This is a genomic window from Butyrivibrio sp. WCD3002 (assembly GCF_000424265.1).
Taxonomy (GTDB): domain Bacteria; phylum Bacillota; class Clostridia; order Lachnospirales; family Lachnospiraceae; genus Butyrivibrio.
The window spans coordinates 20841-45081 of record NZ_AUJO01000013.1 but is presented as its reverse complement, the minus strand read 5'-3'; the positions used below and the strand labels follow the sequence as shown (position 1 = coordinate 45081).

At 42.5% G+C, this 24241-nt stretch carries 18 protein-coding genes; 15 read left to right on the top strand and 3 right to left on the bottom strand.

Annotation, left to right across the window (positions count from 1 at the left end; translation table 11 throughout):
- The first annotated feature begins 7 nt into the window (after nt 1–7).
- From G608_RS0111920 to G608_RS0111910, 3 genes are read left to right on the top strand one after another with little or no spacing between them, the layout of a single operon-like run.
- Nucleotides 8–955 (top strand): 3'-5' exoribonuclease YhaM family protein, encoded by a 948-nt coding sequence (locus G608_RS0111920; RefSeq protein ID WP_026496225.1) that lies wholly within the window; start codon nt 8–10, stop codon nt 953–955.
- Nucleotides 952–3333, top strand: a complete 2382-nt coding sequence (locus tag G608_RS0111915; protein WP_026496224.1) for an endonuclease MutS2 — start codon at nt 952–954, stop codon at nt 3331–3333. Before G608_RS0111920 ends, G608_RS0111915 begins: the two co-directional genes overlap by 4 nt.
- A gap of 40 nt (nt 3334–3373) precedes the next feature.
- Nucleotides 3374–4075 (top strand): response regulator transcription factor, encoded by a 702-nt coding sequence (locus G608_RS0111910; RefSeq protein WP_026496223.1) that lies wholly within the window; start codon nt 3374–3376, stop codon nt 4073–4075.
- Nucleotides 4076–4128: 53 nt separating this feature from the next.
- Here G608_RS0111910 and G608_RS0111905 read toward each other — a convergent pair whose 3' ends face one another.
- A complete protein-coding gene (locus G608_RS0111905) occupies nt 4129–5010 on the bottom strand; it encodes a helix-turn-helix domain-containing protein (protein ID WP_026496222.1) in 882 nt (293 codons plus the stop codon).
- 184 nt (nt 5011–5194) lie between these two features.
- Here G608_RS0111905 and G608_RS0111900 point away from each other — a divergent pair, with 184 nt between their 5' ends.
- The 4 genes from G608_RS0111900 to rlmD all read left to right on the top strand — a co-directional run bounded on the left by G608_RS0111900 (nt 5195) and on the right by rlmD (nt 11495).
- Nucleotides 5195–7468: a beta-glucosidase gene (locus G608_RS0111900; protein WP_026496221.1), complete on the top strand. Its 2274-nt coding sequence runs from the start codon at nt 5195–5197 to the stop codon at nt 7466–7468.
- A gap of 154 nt (nt 7469–7622) precedes the next feature.
- On the top strand, nt 7623–9059 hold the full coding sequence (locus G608_RS0111895; RefSeq protein WP_026496220.1) for a sensor histidine kinase: 1437 nt from the start codon (nt 7623–7625) through the stop codon (nt 9057–9059).
- 52 nt (nt 9060–9111) lie between these two features.
- Nucleotides 9112–9606: a tRNA (cytidine(34)-2'-O)-methyltransferase gene (locus G608_RS0111890; protein WP_026496219.1), complete on the top strand. Its 495-nt coding sequence runs from the start codon at nt 9112–9114 to the stop codon at nt 9604–9606.
- Nucleotides 9607–9668: 62 nt separating this feature from the next.
- Entirely contained in the window at nt 9669–11495 is a 1827-nt protein-coding gene (rlmD, locus tag G608_RS0111885; RefSeq protein WP_051209253.1) for a 23S rRNA (uracil(1939)-C(5))-methyltransferase RlmD, read from the top strand.
- A gap of 455 nt (nt 11496–11950) precedes the next feature.
- On the opposite strand, the gene G608_RS0111875 is transcribed toward rlmD, so the two are convergent.
- On the bottom strand, nt 11951–12319 hold the full coding sequence (locus tag G608_RS0111875; RefSeq protein ID WP_026496216.1) for a helix-turn-helix domain-containing protein: 369 nt from the start codon (nt 12317–12319) through the stop codon (nt 11951–11953).
- Nucleotides 12320–12426: 107 nt separating this feature from the next.
- Here G608_RS0111875 and G608_RS0111870 point away from each other — a divergent pair, with 107 nt between their 5' ends.
- Together G608_RS0111870 and G608_RS0111865 are read left to right on the top strand one after the other, a co-directional pair.
- Nucleotides 12427–13362, top strand: a complete 936-nt coding sequence (locus G608_RS0111870) for a hypothetical protein (RefSeq protein ID WP_026496215.1) — start codon at nt 12427–12429, stop codon at nt 13360–13362.
- 1 nt (nt 13363) lies between these two features.
- Nucleotides 13364–13729, top strand: a complete 366-nt coding sequence (locus G608_RS0111865) for a PBECR2 nuclease fold domain-containing protein (RefSeq protein WP_026496214.1) — start codon at nt 13364–13366, stop codon at nt 13727–13729.
- 363 nt (nt 13730–14092) lie between these two features.
- Here the strand turns inward: G608_RS0111865 and G608_RS0111860 are convergent, their stop codons facing one another.
- Nucleotides 14093–15421, bottom strand: a complete 1329-nt coding sequence (locus G608_RS0111860) for an MATE family efflux transporter (RefSeq protein WP_081677410.1) — start codon at nt 15419–15421, stop codon at nt 14093–14095.
- Between the two features lie 376 nt (nt 15422–15797).
- Between G608_RS0111860 and G608_RS0111850 the strand changes: the two genes are divergently transcribed.
- From G608_RS0111850 to chvE, 6 genes are all read left to right on the top strand, one after another.
- Complete coding sequence (locus G608_RS0111850; RefSeq protein ID WP_035795487.1) at nt 15798–17174, top strand: MATE family efflux transporter; 1377 nt, start codon at nt 15798–15800, stop codon at nt 17172–17174.
- 61 nt (nt 17175–17235) lie between these two features.
- Nucleotides 17236–18327 carry a substrate-binding domain-containing protein gene (locus G608_RS0111845; RefSeq protein ID WP_081677409.1) on the top strand — a complete coding sequence of 364 codons (1092 nt, stop codon included), beginning with the start codon at nt 17236–17238 and terminating at the stop codon, nt 18325–18327.
- Nucleotides 18320–19798, top strand: a complete 1479-nt coding sequence (locus tag G608_RS0111840; protein ID WP_026496210.1) for a sensor histidine kinase — start codon at nt 18320–18322, stop codon at nt 19796–19798. Before G608_RS0111845 ends, G608_RS0111840 begins: the two co-directional genes overlap by 8 nt.
- Nucleotides 19799–19872: 74 nt before the next feature.
- Nucleotides 19873–21474: a helix-turn-helix domain-containing protein gene (locus tag G608_RS0111835; protein WP_026496209.1), complete on the top strand. Its 1602-nt coding sequence runs from the start codon at nt 19873–19875 to the stop codon at nt 21472–21474.
- Nucleotides 21475–21559: 85 nt separating this feature from the next.
- Nucleotides 21560–22663: a sugar ABC transporter substrate-binding protein gene (locus G608_RS0111830; RefSeq protein WP_026496208.1), complete on the top strand. Its 1104-nt coding sequence runs from the start codon at nt 21560–21562 to the stop codon at nt 22661–22663.
- A gap of 257 nt (nt 22664–22920) precedes the next feature.
- Nucleotides 22921–24129, top strand: a complete 1209-nt coding sequence (gene chvE / locus G608_RS0111825) for a multiple monosaccharide ABC transporter substrate-binding protein (RefSeq protein WP_026496207.1) — start codon at nt 22921–22923, stop codon at nt 24127–24129.
- Nucleotides 24130–24241: the final 112 nt, after the last annotated feature.

The following is a 24241-nucleotide window of genomic DNA, read 5'->3' as shown; positions in this document are numbered from 1 at the left end:
GATTTTTATGAAATTTATTAAGGATTTTAACACCGGCGACAGAATAGCGGATATATACCTGTGCAAGCATATACAGGTAGCTACAACCAAGAACGGAAAGAACTATTATTCCGTTACACTTCAGGACAAGACAGGAACGGTTGATGCCAAGGTGTGGGAACCTAACAGCGAAGGTATAGATGATTTTTCAGATTTGGATTATATCGATGTATATGGAGAAGTAACAAGCTTCAATGGAGCTCTTCAGGTAAACATTAAGAGAGCAAGGCTCTGTCATGAGGGCGAATATGATCAGTCCATGTACCTTCCTGTTTCAGAGAAGAATAATGATGAGATGTTTAAAGAGCTTCTTACTCTCATCGATTCAGTTAAGAATGTGCATTTAAAGAAGCTTCTTAATCTCTTTTTCAGAGAGGATGAGGAGTTTATCAGGGCATTTAGAAATTCATCTGCTGCTAAATCTGTTCACCATGCATTTATAGGTGGATTGTTAGAGCATACCTTAAGTGTTACGAAGCTCTGCAATTATTTTGCAAGCAGCTATCCTGCACTTAACAGGGATTTGCTTATTACAGCAGCAGTGTGCCATGACATAGGTAAGATCAAAGAAATATCACTTTTTCCTACAAACGACTATACTGACGAGGGCCAGTTCCTCGGACATATCGTCATGGGAAGCGAGATGGTGGCTGAAAAGGCAAGACTTATTGAGGGCTTTCCTGTGCTTTTAAAGCAGGAGCTTCAGCACTGCATTTTAGCTCACCATGGAAAATTTGAATATGGATCACCCAAAATGCCTGCAATTATTGAGGCCATGGCGCTTCATCTTGCAGATAATACAGATGCTAAGATGGAAACCTTTACAGAGATACTAAAAAACACTAATGAGATAGGTTGGCTTGGCTATAACAGACTTATGGAGAGCAACCTTTTTGACACAAGAGTAGAATCATGAATGAAAAAGTATTACATGTACTTGAGTATGACAAAATAGTAGATAAACTCAGTACTTTTGCAACGTCTGAGCCCGGAAAGAGGATGTGCCGCGAGCTTTTGCCATCCTCTGATTTAAGGGAGATAGACAGAAATTTAAAAAAGACAAATGCCGCTATAGCGCGCATTTTCAAAAAAGGCTCAGTGTCCTTTGGAAGTAACAGAGAGCTTAGTGGTTACTTAAAGGCACTTAAAATCGGAAGCTCCCTGGATGCTCCGCAGCTTTTAAATATCGCAGGATTTCTTGATAACGTAAACAGAGTAAAGAGCTATGGAAGAGCAGACAAGGAAGAGGATACAAGGGATGTCCTTTCAGATATGTTTGATGGACTTGAACCCCTTACTCCCGTTGCTGCAGAGATCAGAAGATGCATCATTTCAGAGGATGAGATTTCATCAGATGCCAGCTCGACTCTGAGGTCCATCCGAAGGGATATCACCCTCACAGGAGAAAGAATCCACGCACAGCTTAATAAGATGGTTACAGGTTCTTACAGATCCTATCTTCAGGAGCCTGTTGTAACCATGCGCGGAGACAGATACTGTATCCCGGTTAAGGCTGAGTACAAGGGACAGGTAAGCGGAATCGTACATGACCAGTCATCAAGCGGTTCGACACTGTTCATTGAGCCCAGCGTAATAGTTGAGATGAATAACAAGCTAAGAGAGCTTGCAGGCTTAGAGAAGGCGGAGATCGATGTGATCCTTGCGAGATTATCGTCTGAGGCAGCGGATTATCTGACAGCCCTTTCCGATGATGCAAAGCTTATGACAGAGCTTGATTTCATTTTTGCAAAGGCATCCCTTGCACTTGATCAGGAAGCTATTACTCCTATTTTCAATGAGGAGCATTACTTCAACATCATTAAAGGAAGACATCCCCTTCTTGATAAAAAGAAGGCAGTGCCCATTGATGTTTATGCCGGAAAAGACTTTGATATGATCATCATCACAGGTCCCAACACCGGTGGTAAAACCGTTACTCTTAAGACAGTAGGACTGCTTACACTTATGGGACAGGCAGGTCTTGCCATACCCGCAGCGGACAGGTCAGAGCTTTCTGTTTTTGAAGAGATTTATGCAGATATAGGTGATGAGCAGAGTATAGAGCAGAGCCTTTCAACCTTCTCATCTCACATGACAAACACAGTAAGTATTCTGGAAAATGCCGATGAAAATTCACTGTGTCTATTTGATGAGCTTGGTGCAGGTACTGATCCCACAGAGGGAGCGGCTCTTGCGATTTCTATATTGAATCACCTTCACGAGAGAGGTATCAGGACCCTTGCAACAACCCACTACAGTGAGCTGAAGGTTTATGCTCTTACTACAGAAGGTATACAGAATGCCAGCTGTGAATTTGATGTGGAATCCTTAAGACCCACATACAGATTGCTTATCGGTATTCCCGGAAAAAGTAATGCTTTTGCTATTTCCAAGAGACTTGGTCTTTCACAGAAGATTATCGATGCTGCCGGTGAACAGATAAGTCAGGACAACAGGAAATTCGAGGATCTTCTTACTGACCTTGAAAACAGCAGGGTAACAATTGAGAATGAGCGCCTCGAAATAGAGAGATACAAAGAGGAAGTTGAGAAGCTTAAGGAAGAGCTTAAGAGTAAGCAGAACAGACTTGATGAATCCCGTGATAAGATTCTTAGAAAAGCCAATGAGGAAGCAAGACAGATTCTTCAGGAAGCTAAGGATACAGCAGACGAGACCATAAGGACCGTAAGAAAGGCCCAGGCAGGTATACCTATTCAGGAGCTTGAGAAGGCAAGGCAGAATGTCGGAGCTAAAATTTCAGACAAGAACAGCAAGCTTTCTATTAAGAATAAGCCCCAGAGCGGAGCGCATAAGGCCCTTAAGCCATCACAGATAAAGCTTGGGGATTCTGTAAGGATCATTTCAATGGGACTTAAGGGAACAATCAGTTCCAAACCTGATAAAGACGGTAATCTTGTGGTACAATGTGGTATTATGAAGTCCAGGGCAAATATTAATGATCTGGAGCTTATAAAGGAAGAGGGCGGCAAAGAGCAGATGAAGAAGTTCTACGGAAAGTACAAGATGGACCTTTCCGGAGCTAAGAACATCGGAACAGAGCTAAACCTCATCGGTATGAATTCGGCAGATGCCATTGCTGAGCTTGATAAGTACCTTGATAGTGCATACGTATCACACCTTCCTTCCGTTCGAATCGTTCATGGCAAGGGATCGGGAATATTAAGACAGGCAGTGCATGAGCACTTAAAGGCAGCTCCTTATGTTAAGTCCTTTAAGCTTGGCGAATTTGGCGAAGGAGATTCCGGAGTTACGGTAGTTACTTTTATAAAATAAACAGACAGGTGGTATGAGGTCTGAGTGTTTAGGGGGATAAATGGTAAGCAAACAGAAAATTTTGATCGTTGATGACGACAATAATATTGCAGAGCTGATCTCGCTTTATCTTGTGAAGGAATGCTTTGAGACTCTTATTGTCGGGGATGGGGAATCTGCGTTGGAGGCCTTTGAGACCTTTGCACCGAATCTGATTCTTCTTGATCTGATGCTTCCCGGTATCGATGGATATCAGGTTTGCAGAGAGATCAGAATGAAGTCACAGTGCCCCATAATAATGCTTTCTGCAAAGGGAGAAGTCTTTGATAAGGTACTTGGCCTTGAGATGGGTGCCGATGACTACATGGAGAAGCCTTTTGATTCCAAGGAGCTGGTAGCAAGAGTAAAGGCAGTGCTTAGAAGATACAAGCCTGTGATGACAGAGCCTGAGCCCACTGATGATAAGGTGGTAAGATATCAGGATCTTGAGATCAATATGACAAACTACTCTGTAAATTATCAGGGTGCCAGAATCGATATGCCGCCTAAGGAACTGGAGCTTTTATATTTCCTTGCTTCTTCACCAAACAGAGTGTTCACAAGAGAGCAGCTTCTTGATCAGATCTGGGGCTATGAATATGTAGGTGATACTAGAACCGTAGACGTACATATTAAACGCCTTAGGGAAAAGATCAAGGATCACGAGACCTGGCGCATAGCAACTATCTGGGGTATCGGATATAAATTCGAGGTACAGGTATAATTTGTCCCGTGTCGCAGATGCTGCTTCGACAGATTTTATTAATCAAAATTAAATTACTGCGGGCTTACATCCTTGCTCTTATACTGCAGAGGTGTAAGTCCGTATTCTTTTTTGAAATATGTTATGAAGCTGCTGGTGCTTGGAAATGCCAAAAGATCCGAAATAGCTGAGACGGAAAGGGATGTGGTCTCGATAAGGGTCCTTGCATATTCAAGCTTTCTGCTTCTTATGAAGGTCATGGGACGCATTCCAAGCTCCTTTGCAAAGGTATCGGAAATATAATTTGCTGAGCGGTGACTTATCTGCGACAGCGTCTTCATTGTAATGTTATCGTGAAGATGACGAAGAATGTATTCACAGCAGGACTTGGTGATGGGGCCACACTCTTTTAAGGCGTAGTCGTGAACAGCGTAGGTGAAGTCCCGAAGAGCCTTGTTGCTTAGAAGATTGATCTTCATGATGTCATTTATTTTGTCCATGTACCGCAGATATCCGTCACTTATGGCGTAGGCAATGTGCTCAGGAAGACCGCCGTCTATGGCAGCTCTTGTAGCCAGGGTAACATTAGCTATAAGAAGATATTTCGCAAAAAGAAGAGGACTCTCTGAAACATCTCCCACAGTGTCAGGACCTGCAAAGGCACCTTTGGTATAGGGCTCTATTACACTAGTTCTTGTTTTTACAATATTTTCAAAAGAGGTGGATATTATTTCATCTATTCTTACCACATCCCCGGCTGCCACATAGTAATACATGGCTTTTTCCTGAATTCTGCGGGTTCCGTTATCAGGTCCCGGAGTATCATTAGTCATGAAAATATGCTGGGAGACAGAAGCGAATATCTGCTTGGATTCCTCCTTTATCAGCTTTTCCATCTTTTCAATATTCTTTTTTATGTGTTCTTCTTTTGTTTCCTGTCTATTGTTTTCGCTCATTTTGTTATCGTATTAGCATATATGAATAAATGGTAAAAAGTATTTTTGGTAAAAATTTATCTGTAAAATCTTATATTTATCTGTTAAATATCATAGCATTTTTCCCTATTATTGTTAATATCAATTTATCGGTTATAAGAGTGATTTCGGTACTCAAATAGTTTTACCGGGAAAGGAATTAAAAATGGCGACAGATATAAAGAAACTTGTTTCAGAGATGACACTTGAAGAAAAGGCATCCCTCCTTGGCGGCGATGACTTCTGGCACACCAAGGCAGTAGAGAGACTTGGTATTCCTAAGTTTATGATGTCAGATGGACCTCACGGTCTTCGTAAGCAGGACACAGAGGGAGATCACCTGGGAGTTAACGACAGTATTAAGGCTGTATGTTTCCCTGCTGCATGTGCTACAGCTTCAAGTTTTGATACAGATATGATTGGCAAAATGGGCGAAGCTATAGGCGATGAGTGCCAGGCTGAGGATCTTTCCATAGTACTTGGCCCTGCTGTAAATATTAAGAGAAGTCCTCTTTGCGGAAGAAATTTTGAGTATTTTTCAGAGGATCCTTACCTTGCAGGTAAGATGGCAGCAGCATATATCAACGGCGTTCAGTCAAGACACGTTGGAACCAGCATTAAGCACTTTGCGCTTAATAACCAGGAGTTTTTCCGTATGAGCAACTCTTCAGAAGCTTCTGAGAGAACCATGCGTGAGATTTACTTCCCAGCATTTGAGATCGCAGTAAGAGAGTCACAGCCAAAGACTGTTATGTGCTCCTACAACAAGATAAACGGAACCTACGCTTCAGATAATGAGTGGCTTCTTACCAAGGTTCTCAGGGATGACTGGGGATACGAAGGCTTCGTAATGACAGACTGGGGGGCTGTTGATGACAGAGTACAGGGCGTGCGCGCAGGTCTTGAGCTTGAGATGCCCGGAAACACTGCTGAGAATGATGCCAAGATCGTTGCAGCAGTTAAGAGCGGCGAGCTTGATGAGAAGCTTGTGGACAGATCCTGCGAGAGAATCCTCAAGGTTGTTTATGACTATTTTGATAACAAAAAGGAAGGCGTAGTATTCGACAGAGACGCAGATCACGAGAAAGCAACAGAGATTGCTGCAGAGTGCGCAGTACTTCTTGAAAATAACGGCATTCTTCCTCTTGATGCAAATAAGAAGATTGTTTACATCGGCGAGTATGCAGAGGCACCCAGATATCAGGGCGGCGGCTCAAGCCACATCAACTCATCCAAGGTTACAAGTGCTCTTGAATCAGCAAAGGCAAAGGGCAGAAATGTAGAGTATGTAAAGGGCTTCCCGGCACAGGCAGACGAACCCCTTGATAAGGCAGAACTTGATAAGGCTCTTGCGGCAGCTAAGAGCGCTGACGCAGTAGTTATTTTTGCTGGACTTCCTGACATTATCGAGTCTGAAGGCTATGACAGAGAAGATATGAACATGCCTGCAGCTCAGAACGAGCTCATTGAGGCAGTTGCAGAGGTTAATGAGAACGTGGTTGTTGTTCTTCATAACGGAAGCCCCGTTGAAACACCCTGGGCTGATGATGTAGCAGCAATCCTTGAGATGTATCTTGGCGGACAGGGCGTAGGTGAAGCTACAGATAAGCTCCTCTATGGCGAGAAGAACCCTAGCGGACATCTTGCTGAGACCTTCCCCATGAGAGTTCAGGATAACCCTTCATACCTTAACTTTAATACAGATCCTGAGAAGTGCTACTACAGCGAAGGCGTTTATGTTGGATACCGCTACTATGACAAGAAGATGATGCCTGTACGCTGGGCATTTGGACATGGCCTGTCCTATACAACCTTCGAGCTTTCAAATCTCAGGGTTTCATCCGACAAGATGAGTGATGATACCAAGATCAAGGTATGCGTAGACGTTAAGAACACAGGCTCTGTTGCAGGAAAAGAAGTAGTTCAGCTCTATGTGGGCGATTTGAACGGAACTCCCGACAGACCCGTTAAGGAGCTTAAGGGCTTTGCAAAGGTTGAGGTAGCTCCCGGAGAGACCAAGACCGTAGAGATGGAGATCTGCTCAAGAGCACTTTCATATTTTGATGAAGGCCTTGGCGATTGGTTTGCTCCCACAGGAAAATATGAACTTCTTGTTGGTAATGCAAGTGACAACATCACTCTTCGCACAGAGATCAGCTTCGAGACAAAGAAGATTAAGCCTATGAGAGTTGATGGTTCTCTTACAGTCGGCGAGCTTATGGCTAATGCCGCAACTGCACCTATCATCGGTGAAATAATGAAAAAGGCAATGGAGAATTCGCCTTTCGAAGGAGCAGAGGAAAACGATGCTATCGGAGATAAGATGATGCAGGAGATGATCAAGTTCATGCCTGTTAAATCTCTTAAGTCCTTTGGAATGATGAATGATGAGCAGGCAGAGCAGCTCCTTGACGCGGTAAAGGCTGCACTTTCAAAATAATTAAATATGCTTCTCATTAAGGTCCTCGGGGTGGTGTAACAAGTGCCGCTCTGGGGGCTTTTTTAATTTGGGCATGTGTCGCGCAAGGATTTCGCAAGCGAAATCCTATTTTATGTTAAAATATATTTGATTACTATAAATAACAGAGGACATAATGAAACGTACACTTTATCTTAAATTTCTAATTGCATATCTGCTTTTTGGAATTTTCGGATTCATAATGGTTGCCACCTTCGTATCCAACATGACCTTTGAGCACTGTAAGAGAGAAAAAGCGGAATCTCTCTATGCGGAAGCAACGCAGATTGCCAATACCTATGCGGCCGATCTGTATAATGCTGAGACATCCCTTGATACCGTTCATCGCCAGCTCAGTGCTTTGTCGGCATACATGGCAGGTGCGAAGATATGGATAGTAAACCCTTCCGGACGTCTCGTTCTTGATTCGTCCAAGATCATCAGCCAGAACGAAGAAATCATAGTTGACGGCTTTGATCCCACAGTAACTGCCGGAAGCTATTACACCATCGGAACCTTCTGGGGCTGTTTTACAGAAGACAACATGAGCGTGTTTGCGCCTATTACAGCTAACTATAAGGTGCAGGCTTACGTGGTAATTCATCTTCCCATCAATCAGATCAGGAAAACTGCAGACGGATACCTCAACATCTCCTATCTGATGCTGGTTGTCATGTTCCTTTTGTCACTGATAATACTTATCTTTTTTACAGAGCTTGTATACATACCACTTAGAAGGATTACCCAGGCTACAGAGCAGTACGCATCGGGAAATATGGACTACGAGTTCTCCGTTGAATCAGAGGATGAGATGGGATATCTTGCGGCATCCCTTTCATATATGGCAGGCGAGATCGCAAGACAGGAGGATGATCAGAAAAAATTCGTGGCAAATGTATCCCACGATTTCAGATCTCCCCTTACCTCGATACGAGGCTATTTGTCCGCAATGCTGGATGGAACAATTCCTCCCGAGATGCATGAAAAATATCTGGGCATCGTTTTAAATGAGACAGAGAGACTTACCAAGCTTACAAACGGTCTCCTTACCCTGAACAATCTAAACGCCAGGGGCATGCTTCTTGAGAGAGCTGACTTTGATATAAATCAGGTAATAAGAAATACCGCGGCATCCTTTGAAATGACCTGTCTTGAGAAAAAGATTGCAATTGAACTTGTTTTGACGGATGATAAGATGCTGGTTAACGCTGACCTCAGTAAGATTCAGCAGGTTCTTTATAACCTTCTTGATAATGCTATTAAATTCAGTCACCACGATTCAGTTATCAAAATTGAGACCACAGAAAAAAGACGCAAGGTTTTCGTATCCGTTAAGGACAGCGGTATCGGAATCCCCAAGGAAGATCAGAAGATGGTCTTCGAGCGTTTTTATAAATCAGATGCTTCAAGAGGAAAAGATAAGAAGGGCACAGGCCTTGGCCTTTCTATCGTAAAAGAGATTATTAAGGCCCACGGCGAAAATATAAACTGCATCTCTACCTATGGGGTTGGCACAGAATTTATTTTTTCCATTCCAAAAGCCGCTTCCATGGACAGTGATGAGGAGGTTTAAAAGGCGTATTTTAGCGCCTTTTCATAATAATTGCAGTAATAGGAGATTTTTAATGCATATAGTATTGCTTCAGCCGGAGATTCCGCAGAACACCGGCAATATAGGAAGGACCTGCGTTGCAACAGGCAGCAGTCTTCATTTGATAGAGCCCATTGGCTTTGCCCTTCACGGAAAAGACATAAAGCGTGCGGGCATGGACTACTGGGATAAGCTTGATTACACCAGATATACCAACTACGAAGAATTTAAGGAAAAGCACAAGGGAGCCAAGGTCTGGCTTGCAACCACCAAGGCAAAGCGTTCTTATACAGAGGTATCCTTTGGACCTGACGATTTCATCATGTTTGGAAAAGAAAGCGCAGGAATTCCTGAGGAAATTCTTGTGGAAAACGAAGAGGATTGCATAAGAATTCCCATGGGACACGATATCAGATCCCTGAATTTATCTAATTCCGTTGCGATAGTTTTATATGAAGCCCTTAGACAGAACGGCTTTCCCGGAATGGAAGAAGAGGGAGAACTCCACAGACTTAAGTGGAAGGATTGATATATTAGTAAGGCTTATCTGCCTGATAAGAAGATATTCCTAAGGAAATACAGGAGAAATAAATGTCAAAGAAAAGTACAGCAAAGGAGAATACACCCTATAAAAAGGGTGATGTTCTCACTGTAAAAATTGAAGATATAGGAAATGACGGGGAGGGTATTGGCAAAGTTAATGGCTATACCCTTTTTGTAAAGGATGCGGTTATCGGCGATCTTGTAAAGGTCTCGATAATGAAGAGTAAGAAAAACTATGCTTACGCTCACCTTGATGAGGTAATAGAGGCTTCGGATTGCAGAGTGGAGCCTCCTTGCCCTGTGTCAAAGGCCTGCGGCGGATGCCAGATTCAGAACATGGCTTACGAAAAGCAGCTTGAATTCAAGCAGAACAAGGTAAGGAATAACATTGTAAGACTTGGCGGTTTTGATGGGGATTTTATCGATGGCATAATGAAGCCCATTATTGGAATGGATATTTCACATTTCAGGTATCGCAATAAGGCTCAATTTCCAATTGGTACAGGCAAGGACGGACAGCCGATAGCTGGATTCTATGCGGGAAGAACCCATGCAATTATCCCGGTGGAGGATTGCCTTCTTGGAACTGAAGAAAATAAAGAGATTCTTGAAATCGTTCTTGATCATATGAAAAAGTATGGCATTTCTGCCTATGATGAGACTACAGGCAAGGGTGTGATGCGACATGTACTTATCCGCAAGGGATTTACCAGTGGTGAGATCATGGTTTGTCTTGTTGTGAATGCTAAGGATGGGAAAGCAGGTAAGAGTAATGCATCCGGAAATAACAGTGATCCCAAAACTGCAGTACAGTTTCTTAAAGGACAGGACGAGCTTGTAAGCAGATTTAGCAAAATAAGCGGGATGAAGAGCATCTCCGTAAACATAAATAACGAAAAGACCAATGTAATTCTCGGAAGAGAAGTTCATGTAATCTGGGGAGAAGAAGCGATTTCTGACACTCTCTGTGGTATTAACTTCAGGATATCACCCCTGTCTTTCTACCAGGTAAACCCTGTTCAGACAGATAAGCTCTACACCACAGCTGTATCCTATGCAGGACTAACTGGAAAAGAAACCGTATGGGACTTATACTGCGGCATTGGAACCATAACCCTGTCCATGGCGAAAAAGGCTGGACACGTTTACGGAGTAGAGGTAATACCTCAGGCAATAGACAACGCCAGGGATAATGCGAAGAATAACGGAATTACAAACGCGACCTTTTATGTGGGTAAAGCAGAGGAAGTCCTTCCTGACTTCTATGATGGGAAGCTTGATGGAGGAAAGAGCCAGAATGGCGACATGGGAGCATCAGACTCAGAAGATACCGCTGCAGGCAGCAGGGCCAAAGCCTTACATCCTGACGTAATAGTAGTTGATCCTCCTCGCAAGGGCTGCGATATCGCCTGCCTTGAGACCATGCTCAAAATGTCTCCGGACAGAATCGTCTACGTCAGCTGCGACTCCGCAACTCTTGCAAGAGACCTCCGCATCCTCGTAGACGGCGGCTACGAATTAAAGAAAGTCCGCCCCTGCGATATGTTCCCGAATACGGTTCATGTTGAGACCGTAACTCTCTTGTCCCACCAACAAATCAAAAAGTCTGTAGCCATTGATTATACGCCTGATGGCAGCTATATGGATAATATCAACAAGCACGCCACATATAAAGAAATCAATGAGTACGTGCTTGAGAAATACGGCTTTAGGCTCCATTCTGCCTATATAGCCCAAGTAAAGCGTGAGATGGGTATAGAGATGGGAGAGAACTATAATCTGTCTAAATCGGACGATTATGAGCCTAGACAGGTGACTCCTGAAAAGAGAGAAGCTATTATCGATGCTTTGAAACATTTTAATATGATTGAATAAACACAAAGACCACTCTTTCTCAAGTGCAATATAGATGATACATTTGAAATAAACAACTAGGAAAAGACGCACTCTATACTTACTAATGGCAGGTATGAGTGCGCCTTTCCGTGTCTGAAAGAAAATTTATAAAATCCGGGTGCTTAATCATTTCACAAATTAAGCGAACATTAAGCTTTCCGCTTTTCAATAAATCGACAGTTTCATCATCTAATCCGAGCTCATCTACAGGAAAGGGATGTTGTTCTCTGTTTTCAGTCAGTCCCAGAAGGTAGTCAGATGTTACTCCATAAAAATCCGCAAATGATGCAAAAAGCAAGAGAAGGTAAGTGGAAGAGAGCAAATTAGATGAAAAATCAACCTGTTGGAAATTCCGACAGGTTCGGATGGAAGGCAGTAGATTCTGCGAGGTGAATTCTGCCTATATTTCAGGGCTTGTTGGCATGCCTGATAAATTATTTGTCGGTTTTGGAGGTAAGTTGTGATTCACATATTCTTGTGCTATAGGTTATTAATCGTTTCAGGGTATCAGAATCAAAGCTATAGGCATTTTGCACCAATTCAAACAGATAAGGCGCATCTTTTTTACTAATTACAAGATAATCAGGGGACATATCATCTGTTTTACCTACAAGATAATCGACAGAAGTGCATAAGCATCTTGCAATTACTTCTACTGTTTGATATGAAGGTACTCTTTCTCCATATTCATATCTGCAATATCCTATTTTAGATAAGTTTAGTCTTCGGGATGCTTCGGCCATGGTAATCCCGAGTTTTTCACGAGCCATTTTCAAACGTTCCGGAATTAATTGGTTTTCCATTTTTGTACCTCAATAATTTATTGACAGTAACCATTGGATAACTTATAATAACCATTATCCAATGGTTACTATAACGCATTGGGTAAAATTTTTCAATGGATAGGCGTATGGATTTTAAGTATAGGATTATCAAAGATGAAACAGTTTACCTGAGAATGGCAGATTGTATTAATGCCTTAGGATATAGTTCAGAACAGGTCTTTATTAAAGAGAACCCTGATGCATATGAGGTATCTGATGAATATGGACTGCTTATCGAGGAAAGCAAGTACAATAATCTTCTTAATTGCAGGCATAATAGATCGGAAGTTAATATGCAGATAACATATGTCGAAACGTTAGAGTGTCGGATAAACAATTATTGCAAACTTTACCCAATAAAGTATATGCTGGCAAAGGAATTACTTGAACACCAGGCATATCAATCGGGATATAGCAATATTGATGATTTCATAAACAAAAATGATATCCCTGATGAGATTAAAAGAATTAGCAAATCTTTTGAGAGCAGGAGTTCATCCTTAAAATCTTATAATAAAAAACTTCAGGAATTAAAAGATCCGGCATTCATCAATATGAATAGCATTGCTGAAAACGGACTAGAATTGCAATTTTTGACCGTATGTGAGAGAGGTTCTGTCGGTTTATTAGCGTTTATTATAGGTGAGAACTGTATTAAAGAGATTCTATTTGATGACGAATATATCTATACAGATTTCGGAGTGTTATCGGGTGAAGTATATTGGAAAGAATATTGTGACGATACAGATTTCGATAATGTTAAGATTAGTGATGTGAAACTTGGCAGAGACTTTAGAAAGTTCAATATATTAGAGAATTTAATATGGACGCTCAATAAGGTTGATTTTGATGATGAAGGGGATTGGTTGTATTGTGATAAGCCAGGTGTGTCTTTAGGAATTAACAAGGATATAGCAATGAATCTATTATCAAATGGTAATATTGCAAAAATTGTGTTGATACCGGGGATAGTAGACTGGAGACGAAACGTAATCTTGACTAAAGCTGAAATTGGGGCTTGACATGGGGAAGAAAGATAAGTTGATTGCGGTAGCTCGATTTAATACTGAGCTTAATCGGTATTTGGATACTGATTATGATGCTTTTATTATTTTTCGCTCTAAGGGACTTCTTGCTCATCTGATTAAGAGACAACATTTTCAAGCTGCGAAATATTATGATTATTTGCCGGATATTATTACAAACCCGGATTATATAGGCTTAAATGGAAGTGTACTCGAGATGGTGAAATGCTATAAGGACAACATTTTTATCACTATAAAACTTGATGTAAAGAAAAATAGGTATTATGTAGCCACAATGTTTGACATAAAGGAGGCAAAGCTTGATTCTTACATAAGGTCAGGAAGGCTCGTTAAAACCACTTGACTACGCGAAATATCTGATGTTATACTCCGGATATAAGAACATTTGACGAGCAGGAAAGGCACCCTGCGCTCCCTAAGTGGAATCTGATATGATGGATACGCCGCCCATCCAAATGTTTTTATGTTTTCACAGCGGATAATGTCAAGATCCTGATTGATGCTGCTGCGTAAGAAAGAATTCTTTGGGAACGGGTTTTTACCGCGGATCATGTTACAGTGTGCGGGTTGCTCGTTCTTTTTCTTTGTTACTTTGGTTTGTACATTAGAACACATGTCGAGACGGTTGTTCTTTTAAGTAGGGAAAAGGTCGATGGCTATGTTGATATAGCAATCACTTCATTTTGTGTATAACATGTAGACCTCATTACGCTTTTCTCATCAGTACAAAATAAGTCACAGCCAGCATTATAAAGGCGCCTATCCATGCTGAGACTTCAGATACGGCGATCCCTCTAAAGGACATTCTGCCCAGGGTAAAGCCGAATCCAAGGCGCATGGCAACCTCGAGAAATCCCGAAAACATGGGAACAACAGTGTTTCCAAGCCCCTGCACGGCATAACGAAATACAAAAAGCCAGCCAAGGGCGAAAAGGCTTATTCCGAGAATGGGCATGAATTCGCTGCAATATCCGATGGTGACAGGGTCACTTAGCATAAGCCTTGATATCAATCCGGGGATTATGATCTGAATAAGGGCAAGAGGAATGTTTACGATGATGGACAGAAAAAGTCCCTGCAATACACCCTTACGTATTCTGTCATATTTACCGGCACCTTTGTTTTGACCGACAAAAGTAAGAATGGCAAGACCTACGGAGATTCCAAACTGTTCAAACAGTCCGGCGAACTTCATGCAGACTGAATAAGCGGCAACGTAGGCGCTTCCCATGAGGTTTACGAAATATTGTAGGATCATTCCGCCGGCAGCAGTTACAGAATTCATAAATGCGACAGGAAGGCCTATTTTCAAAAGCTCAATACACAGGTCAGACTGCGGCAAAACAAGGAATCCCTTACCTGCTTTATCCTCGTCTGTCAGAACAGGAACCTTACTAAGGCCAATACGGCAGTATATATATGAGACAGCTTGAGCTATGACAGTGGCTATAGCTGCGCCAACAACTCCAAAATGGAAAACTATAACAAGTAGAATATCCAGAAGGATATTTGTTATGGATGAAATTATCATGGCTGTAAGAGGTGTTTTGCTATCTCCAAGAGACTGAAGTATGGTAATCGCAAGATTGTTAAGCACAGTTACAATTATTCCCATCAGAATAACTGCAAAATAGCTATAGGCATCATCAAAAATATCTGACGGGGTGTTTAGAAAAATGAGCATACTCTTTAGAGCCATCAGGCATAATATTGTAAATACAATGCTCATGCCAGAGCTAATAAACTGCGCAGCCAGTATATATCCGCGAAGAAGCTTTGAATCGCCTTTGCCAAATGACTGGGAAAAGCTGATTCCAAAGCCTCTTGTAAGTCCGACAACAAATCCCAATATGAGAAAATTCAAAGTGCCGGAAGCTCCGACTGCAGCAAGTGCCTTATCGCCGATACCTTTTCCTACAATTATGCTATCCACCAGGCTGTAGACCTGCTGGAAAAGATTTCCAAAAAGAAGTGGCAGGAAAAACAGTACAATCTGCTTCATACTGTTTCCTGAAGTCATATTATTTGTTTTCAAAATTTTATTCCTTACATTTTTAGTTTTTTGTAACAAGCTTATATTCTATATTGATGTGAACAAGTATTCAACTGAGTTTTTGACATGACAGATTATTATTTTTTGTTTCATATAAATTTATCAAAAAATGATAACTCATATTTCAAAGTGTAAGAAGTATGGAAATTTAAATACTGATATCATGAAAATTGGATTTATGTGCGTTTGGCAAAGCACTGCGAAATTCATGTTTTATAGTAGGTATAGCACTTGAAGGGAGAAAAATTATGGCTATTGATTTAAGCACTATGCCAAAGAGCGTATGCCCTCAGCATCTGCCCATCATAGAGCTGATGAAAGAAGCAGCGGAAATATTAGATAAATAAGTGATGATAAAATGAGTGAAATTTTAGCGGCCATAAGAAATGGCCAGAAATTAACAACCAGGCAGGAGGCTGCGCTGATATTAAAGCTCAGTCTTCCTGCCATTCTTGCGCAAATATCTTCAATAATTATGCAGTACATAGATGCATCCATGGTAGGACACCTTGGGGCTAATGCATCTGCATCCATAGGTCTGGTTTCCAGTACCACCTGGCTTGTAGGAGGAATTATTACAGCGGCTGCCATGGGCTTTTCTGTGTGCGTTGCCCACAGGATAGGTGCAAAGGACGAAGCAGGTGCCAGAGTCATAGTAAAATGGGGGCTTGTATGCTCCCTTATTTTCAGTATTTTCATTATGGCTATAGGTGTTCTGGTAAGCAGTTACCTACCCACATGGATGGGTGGCGACATCGCCATAAGGAAGGATGCATCGTCATATTTCCTTATCTATGCCCTTTCAATTCCTGCAAGAGAGCTGCTTTTCGCGTCTCAGGGTATGATTCAGTCCAGCGGAAATATTCGCATTCCCAGCATTTTGAATGTGGTAATGTGTGCGTTGGACGTTGTTTTTAATGCGATTTTCATTCCCAGGCTTGGAGTTACCGGAGCAGCCCTTGGTACGGCGCTATCCTTTGTGATAATTGCGACGGTGATGCTCTATATACTTCTTGTAAAGTCACCTGCCCTGCACCTTACAGGCAGAAAAGAAAAAGATACGGCAGGCTTTATGGGATTTGCCGAAAGAGAGCTGCCCGCTTCCCTCAAAATAGCCATTCCTGTTGCTATAGACAACATCATAATGGGATTTGCATACGTTGCATTTACCAGAATAGTATCTCCCTTTGGAACTGTATCTGTTGCGGCAAACTCATTTTCCATAACTGCAGAAGGCCTCTGCTACATGCCGGGATTTGGTATCGGCGTAGCTGCCACAACAATCGTTGGTCAGTGCATCGGTGCCAGAAGAAAAGAGCTTGCAAAAAGACTTGGCTGGATGGCTGTTATTCTTGGAATGCTTATCATGGGAGCAAGTGCAGTTCTTATGTGGATTTTTGCACCCTTCATGATAGGTATCCTTACACCTGATGCAGAGATTAGAAGAATGGGAACCCAGATACTTAGAATAGAAGCCTTTGCTGAGCCCCTTTACGGCGCTTCTATTGTGGCGGCCGGAGTTTTCAGAGGGGCCGGAGAGACCCTTCTTTCAAGTATTCTTAACCTTATGAGTGTGTGGGCTGTAAGAATTCCTTTGGCGTATTTTCTTGGTGCAAGGTATGGTTTAAAAGGCGCGTGGATTGCCATGTGCACGGAGCTTTGCGTAAGAGGAACACTGTTCCTTATTCGTCTTGCTCTTTGGGATACCGGGAAAACCAAAGTCATGACAGACTAATTTGCAGCATCAATATTTCAAACAGTAAACAAACATCTCAAAATCTGCTAAAATTCTGAGTATGAGTACACATACATCTTCCGAAAAATCGAATAAGAAAATGCATGGGCACAATTTTCTGCTCTTCTCAACTGTGCTTTTTACCATAGCTACGCTGGTGGTAGGAGCACTTGTTTTTCGTTTTTATATGGAAGACTTCAGAAAAGCCGGTGAAGTAAACGAGTATGACAGATACTATGTCATGATAACGGATAATTACAAGGCGGACTTCTGGAAGTCTGTATATAAAGGCGCTTTTGAAGCGGCAAAAGAGCAGAGCATCTATATAGATCTTCTTGGCGAGAATTTGGACCGTCAATACAGCTGCGAGGAGCTTATGAAAATGGCAATCGCATCTAAGGTTGACGGAATAATCGTTTACGCCAACGAAAGCGATGAGATGACAAGCCTGATAAACGAGGCCACTGAGGAAGGGATCCCGGTGGTAACTCTTTACGGAGATAATACCCACTCAGGAAGAATCAGCTTTGTGGGTGTCGGAAGTTATAACATCGGACGTGAGTACGGCAGACAGGTTTTCAACATCATCAAGGAAAAACGCCGCGAGGACTTCAAAGACTCTGAGAAAATGAAGCAGAGAAAGAGCATGGAGGTAACCGTGCTCGTTAATACCGACGCTCAGGACAGCGGTCAGAACATCATCATTTCTGCGCTACAGGAAACTCTTAGCCAGGAAAATGCCACGAATTCCGAGTTCAACATCTCGGTTGTGCCTGTTGATAATAAAAATGCCTTCTCGGTTGAGGAATCCATCAGAGATATTTTCCTTAATGAAAAAATCCCTGACGTGATCATCTGCCTTAATGAGCTGAACACTGTCTGTGCTTATCAGGCGGTAGTTGATTTTAATAAAGTTGGAGATGTCAGCATCCTTGGATATTATGACTCTGAATCAATCGTAAGTGCCATAGATAAAGGCATAGTTTATGCCACTATTTCAATTGATACGGCGCAGATGGGCCAGTACTGCGTGGAAGCCCTTAGTGACTACCATGAATTTGGTACCACCAGCCAGTATTTTACAGCGGATGTAACACTTATTAATGGCAGCAATGTGGCTGATTTCCTGAAAAAGGAGGAGATAGATGAATAGATTCTTTAACCTCCCTCTTCAGAAAAAAATCGTAGGCATCTACATGGGTGCCAATATACTAATTTTCATAGTTAATATTTTCCTGATTTTCGGGATCAACATCATGGCTCAGGAAATGGAGATGGTTTATCACGACAACAGACAGCTGAATGCCCTCTCCGAGGCTATAGCGGACGTACAGGATTCCATGACCGTTTACCTTAGCTCCAAGACCACTGATTCCCTGGAAAACTACTATAACAGTGCGCAGAAATTCCAGAATCTGTCGGAAGCCATAGGCGTTCAGGTTACGGATGAGTCCTTTAGCCGCATGAGACGTAATATCAAGTACATGTCAGAGAATTACTTAAGTGAAGTATCTCTCACAATTGAAGCCAAGCGCGGACGAAATGTAGAAAAATACAGAAACCACTACGAGAAGTCAACTGAGCTTTATGACTACATAAATGCCTATATCTCAAGTCTTAATATTGAGCAGTTTGTCAGTAACTCAGAGCACTACACCGAGCTAGCCAGCGCATTCAGAACCTTCGAGCTGGTCAGCGTGGCTGTTCTTACTCTCGTTATGATAGGAAACATCATAAGCATCATAATCATCGTAGGCATGCTCATAAGGCCGCTTAAGGACCTCGCAGATTCTGCGGATGAAGTCGCAACAGGTAACTTTGATACAGACCTTCCCGAGCCCCTCTACCATGACGAGATCGGTATAGTTATCGGTGCCTTCAACAAGATGGTGGTCAGCATCAAGGAGTACATTGTACGACTCAGGGAAAGTATGGAAAAAGAGCGTGACCTCCAGGAAAAAGAGCTTATGATGGAGACACACCTGAAGGATGCTCAGCTAAAATATCTGCAGGCGCAGATCAATCCACACTTCCTTTTCAACACATTAAATGCAGGAGCTCAGCTTGCCATGATGGAAGGTGCGGACAAGACCTATGAGTATGTCCAGACTGTGGCTGACTTTTTCAGATACAATGTTAAAAATCAGGAGACAGAGGTTACCATAAAAGAGGAAGTAACCCTCGTTGATAACTACATCCAGATCCTTAACGTCCGTTTTTCAGGGGACATCAAATATGAAAAACAGGTGGATAAGCGCCTTCTTAAGACTGCGATGCCCTCTATGACCCTGCAGCCAATCGTTGAAAACGCCGTAAATCACGGCATCAGAGAGATGGGTGATAAAGGTGTTATTAAGCTCAAGGTCTACAGAGAGGACAGCAATGTCTGCATCAGTATCGGCGATAACGGAAAAGGTATAAGCCAGGAGGATATCGACAAGATCCTTGGCGGAAGCTTTGCCCACAAAGAAGAGCAATATGAGCACAACGGAATCGGAATGGACAACGTTATCTCGCGGCTCAGACTGTTTTCGGAAAGACCGGATGTTGTGGACATAAAGAGCGAAGGCCCGGGAAAAGGGTGCGAAGTCATTATCAGACTGCCGCTTCCTGCTGATGAGTGATCTTGATCAATACATCTGCCGGAGTATTGGGATATTCAAAACAGAATTATCTTTTAAGAAAAGAGGAGTAAGCCATGTATCGAATCATGCTTGCGGATGATGAAGGAATCGTAATTGATTCTCTGAAATTTATAATAGAGAAGGAATTTGGTGATACCTGCCAGGTGGAGTTTGCCAAAACAGGAAGAAGCGTAATAGAACTGGCAGAGCGCTTCAGGCCTGACATCGCCATCATGGATATCCACATGCCCGGCATAAATGGTATCGATGCCATGAAGGAGATAAAGCAGTTTTCAGCGAATACTGTTTTCATAGTAATGTCCGCCTATGACAAATTTGACTATGCAAAAGAAGCCATAAAGCTCGGGGTTCTCGAATATATCAATAAGCCTATGGATCGCATGAAGATCATAACAGTTATCAAAAAGGCCATGGTGCAGATCGACTCGGAGAGAGAAAAGCGCAGTAACGAGCTTCTTATTAAGGAAAAGCTTGAGACAGTAGAGCCCATAATAGAGAACGGACTTATCTACGACATCCTTTTAAAGGAACAGTTTGAAGAGGATGTCGACAGCTACAGAACAATCCTTGGAATTGAGGAAAATTATGGATATATGCTGGCTATCGTAAGCGGTGATACCCAGGAAGGAAATCACATGACCAACGCAGTCGGAAGCTCAGTTAAAATTTCCGGAAAATACCAGGAGATAAGAGAAGCCGTAAAGGAATTTTTTGACTGCAAGATCGGTAACGTAATGGCTAATAAGATCGCTGTCCTTATCCCCTATGAAAAGACAAAGATGGAGCTTGATGAGAGAAGTTCCCTCATCGAAAGGGCAAGAGACCTTGTAAGGTACTTAAGAAAAAAGACAGACGTAAACTTCCGCATAGGAATAGGCGGGGTTAAACCTTTAAGGGAGCTTGGCGATTCCTACAGAGATGCGCTTAATGCACTCATTGCCACAACAGGAGGAGTGGCCCATGCAGACGATCTGCCACTTAGTCCTGCCTACGAGGAGGATTATCCAAGCGACCTTGAAAAGCCATTGTTTGAGGCTGTTGGAAAGGGAGATGTGAACAGTGCACTCACAATAGCCGGTAAATATTCTGACTGGATGGTTAAGATGGCGGAAGAAGGCGACATCATGGCCATGAGACTTAAGGTACTGGAGTTTTCGCTTTATGCAGAGCATATAATGTACAAAAGCGGAGGCCAGACCTACAGATATTCTTCAAGAAACAGCTATCTGCCTGAGATAATGGACCTTGATACGCCGGAAGCGCTACGAGAGTGGTTTTTGGAAAAAATCACCTCCGCCTGCCACGACATAGCCAACAGGCGCGAGGAAAAATCCACGGATATCATCAAAACAGCCAAGCGCTACATCGAAGAGAAATACGCAAGCGACATATCACTTGATGACGTATCCAAGGTAGTCAACATCTCTCCCTACTATTTCAGTAAGATATTTAAGGAAGAGAGCGGCGTGAGCTTTATTGAATATCTCACCAACATACGCATGGATAAGGCAAAAGAGCTCCTTAAAAACTCAGACTACTCCATGAAGGAAATCTGCTCAATGTGCGGTTATACCGACCCCAACTACTTTAGCAGAAGCTTTAAGAAAAATGTGGGAGTCACACCTACAGAGTACAAAGAGAATCCAATAGCATAGAATCCTGTTTTTCTCAGAAAGACGGAAAACTATAAATTTGCGGATTCCTATCTTATATTAAAAAAATCCGGGACGGACTTAAACGATGAAGCATTTTTACAAAACATTACTAAAGAGATTTGCATCATGCCTTGTTATTGCCACACTAGCAGCAAGCAGCTTATCAGGCTGCAGTCAGGAAAATAACAGTAGCAAGAACGAGAGCGAGACAGAAGAGAAAAAAATTCAGATCGGAATGTGCTTTGATTCCTTTGTAATCGAGAGATGGCAAAGGGACAGAGACGTCTTTGTGTCAATGGCAAAGGAGCTTGGAGCAGAGGTAAATATCCAGATTGCCGGCGGTGATGTGGATGAGCAAAAAAAGCAGATTGATTACTTCATTAAAAAGGGAATGGACGTAATCGTAATAGTTGCCATAGATTCTATTCATATGAAGGATGCAGTAAAAAAAGCACAGGACGCAGGTATCAAGGTCATAGCCTATGACAGAATGATCGCTGATGCAGGAACTGATCTGTATATATCCTTTGATAACGAAATGGTCGGCGAGCTCATGGGACAGGCTCTTGTGGATGCAGGTCTTACAGACAAAAAGGTGGTAATGATCTGCGGATCTCCCAATGATACCAATGTTCCCATGGTGGAAACAGGCTTTGAAGCAGTCATGGAGGAAGCAGGTAACGAAATCATAGATAAAACCTATGCAGATGGCTGGAAGGCAGAGCTTGCCGGTGATTATGTCTACAATAATATAAGTACCATAATCAGATGTGATGCCATAATGTGCGGCAATGATGATCTTGCAAGCCACACCCTCAGGGCACTTTCAGAGAAAAGACTTGCAGGCAGAAAGCTTGTAGTCGGACAGGATGCAGACCTTGAGGCCTGCCAGAGAATCGTTGAAGGAACCCAGCTTATGACAGTTTATAAGCCTATTGAGAAGCTGGCACAGACAGCGGCTATATGCGCAGTAAAGCTTGCAAATGGCGAAGAGCTTGATGCAGAAAGCCTTGAGTCTGAGGGATGCGAAATCTCAACAATTAACGATGGGAGTAACACTATACCGTACCTGAAAATACAGCCGGTAAGCGTAACTGCTGACAATATGAATGATGTAATAATTAAGAGCGGATTCCATTTGAAAGAGGATGTTTACTTAAACGTTCCCGGAAAGATGCCTGAAAACTAAATAAATCCAGTGTTTGTGGGCGTTTTGCCACTTTTATAGAATACGCAAAACCGTAAACTATAGCACATTTTTATAATAAATCGATTGTTTATAGCAAAAAAATGCTAGCACAATCGATTTTTTATTTCACTCCATGATAAAAATTTGAAGAATGTCGTAAATTATTCCTAATGCTTTTATGATAGATTGTTTACTGTAAGGAACGGAAAACAAATTCCGTAAAATTTTTCATAATTTCTCATAGGGAGGGAAACAAAATGAAGAGAAAACTTTTAGGTACTTTTCTTTCAGTTGCTATGGCAGCTTCAATGCTCGTAGGATGCGGCGGCGGAAGCTCAGCTCCGGCAACAACTGACACAGGCGCAGCTGAGGAGACAGCTACAGAAGCTCCTGCTGCAGAAGAGACAACTGAGGAAGCTGCTACAGAGGAGACAGCTACTGAAGAGACAGCTACTGAAGAGACAGCTACAGAGGACACAGCTGCAGGCGGCGGCAAGGTTGGTGTGGCAATGCCCACTAAGGACCTTCAGAGATGGAACCAGGATGGTGCAAACATGGAGCAGCAGCTCAAGGATGCAGGTTATGAAGTAGATCTTCAGTATGCATCAAACGATATCGCTACTCAGGTTTCTCAGATTGAGAACATGATCAGCTCAGGCGCACAGGTTCTTGTAATCGCTTCTATCGATGGTGATTCACTTGGAACAGTTCTTGAGCAGGCTAAGGAAGCAGGCGTTTCTGTTATCGCTTATGACCGTCTTATCATGAACTCTGACGCTGTTAGCTACTATGCTACATTCGATAACTACATGGTTGGAACAAAGCAGGGTGAGTACATCAGAGATCAGCTTGATCTTGACAACACAGATGGCCCTTACAACCTTGAGATCTTCACAGGTGACCCCGGTGACAACAATGCAAGATTCTTCTACGGCGGTGCTATGGACGTTCTTAAGCCTTACATCGACGAGGGCAAGCTTGTAGTTAAGTCCGGACAGGTTGAGTTCGACGACGTTGCAACAGCTAACTGGGCAACAGAGACAGCACAGTCAAGAATGGATGCTATCATTTCTGCAAACTATGCTGACGGAACAAAGCTTGATGCAGTTCTTTGCTCAAACGACTCTACAGCACTCGGTGCTACAAACTCACTTGAAGCTAACTACACAGGTGATTGGCCGATCATCACAGGTCAGGACTGTGACGTAGCTAACGTTAAGAACATGATCGCAGGCAAGCAGTCAATGTCTATCTTCAAGGATACTCGTGATCTTGCAGCTAAGACAGTTGAGATGGTTGACGCTATCATGAAGGGCTCAGAAGCTCCTGTAAACGATACAGAGACATATGACAACGGCACAGGTGTTATTCCTTCATACCTTTGCGAGCCCGTATTCGCTGATGTAAATAACTACAAAGAGCTCCTTATCGACTCCGGTTATTACACAGAGGATCAGCTTCAGTAAGCTAATCTAAAACAAAATACTTATAGGGCGGGCCTACTTTAGACCCGCCCATTGTATGAAAAACTTTTAAACCAGTAAAAATTATTAACCTATTGTGTAAAAGGAGGGGTAA

Coding starts and splice junctions, on each gene's coding strand:
- G608_RS0111920 (WP_026496225.1), top strand. CDS start 8: ATGAAATTTATTAAGGATTTTAACACCGGCGACAGAATAGCGGATATA.
- G608_RS0111915 (WP_026496224.1), top strand. CDS start 952: ATGAATGAAAAAGTATTACATGTACTTGAGTATGACAAAATAGTAGAT.
- G608_RS0111910 (WP_026496223.1), top strand. CDS start 3,374: ATGGTAAGCAAACAGAAAATTTTGATCGTTGATGACGACAATAATATT.
- G608_RS0111905 (WP_026496222.1), bottom strand. CDS start 5,010: ATGAGCGAAAACAATAGACAGGAAACAAAAGAAGAACACATAAAAAAG.
- G608_RS0111900 (WP_026496221.1), top strand. CDS start 5,195: ATGGCGACAGATATAAAGAAACTTGTTTCAGAGATGACACTTGAAGAA.
- G608_RS0111895 (WP_026496220.1), top strand. CDS start 7,623: ATGAAACGTACACTTTATCTTAAATTTCTAATTGCATATCTGCTTTTT.
- G608_RS0111890 (WP_026496219.1), top strand. CDS start 9,112: ATGCATATAGTATTGCTTCAGCCGGAGATTCCGCAGAACACCGGCAAT.
- rlmD (WP_051209253.1), top strand. CDS start 9,669: ATGTCAAAGAAAAGTACAGCAAAGGAGAATACACCCTATAAAAAGGGT.
- G608_RS0111875 (WP_026496216.1), bottom strand. CDS start 12,319: ATGGAAAACCAATTAATTCCGGAACGTTTGAAAATGGCTCGTGAAAAA.
- G608_RS0111870 (WP_026496215.1), top strand. CDS start 12,427: ATGGATTTTAAGTATAGGATTATCAAAGATGAAACAGTTTACCTGAGA.
- G608_RS0111865 (WP_026496214.1), top strand. CDS start 13,364: ATGGGGAAGAAAGATAAGTTGATTGCGGTAGCTCGATTTAATACTGAG.
- G608_RS0111850 (WP_035795487.1), top strand. CDS start 15,798: ATGAGTGAAATTTTAGCGGCCATAAGAAATGGCCAGAAATTAACAACC.
- G608_RS0111845 (WP_081677409.1), top strand. CDS start 17,236: ATGAGTACACATACATCTTCCGAAAAATCGAATAAGAAAATGCATGGG.
- G608_RS0111840 (WP_026496210.1), top strand. CDS start 18,320: ATGAATAGATTCTTTAACCTCCCTCTTCAGAAAAAAATCGTAGGCATC.
- G608_RS0111835 (WP_026496209.1), top strand. CDS start 19,873: ATGTATCGAATCATGCTTGCGGATGATGAAGGAATCGTAATTGATTCT.
- G608_RS0111830 (WP_026496208.1), top strand. CDS start 21,560: ATGAAGCATTTTTACAAAACATTACTAAAGAGATTTGCATCATGCCTT.
- chvE (WP_026496207.1), top strand. CDS start 22,921: ATGAAGAGAAAACTTTTAGGTACTTTTCTTTCAGTTGCTATGGCAGCT.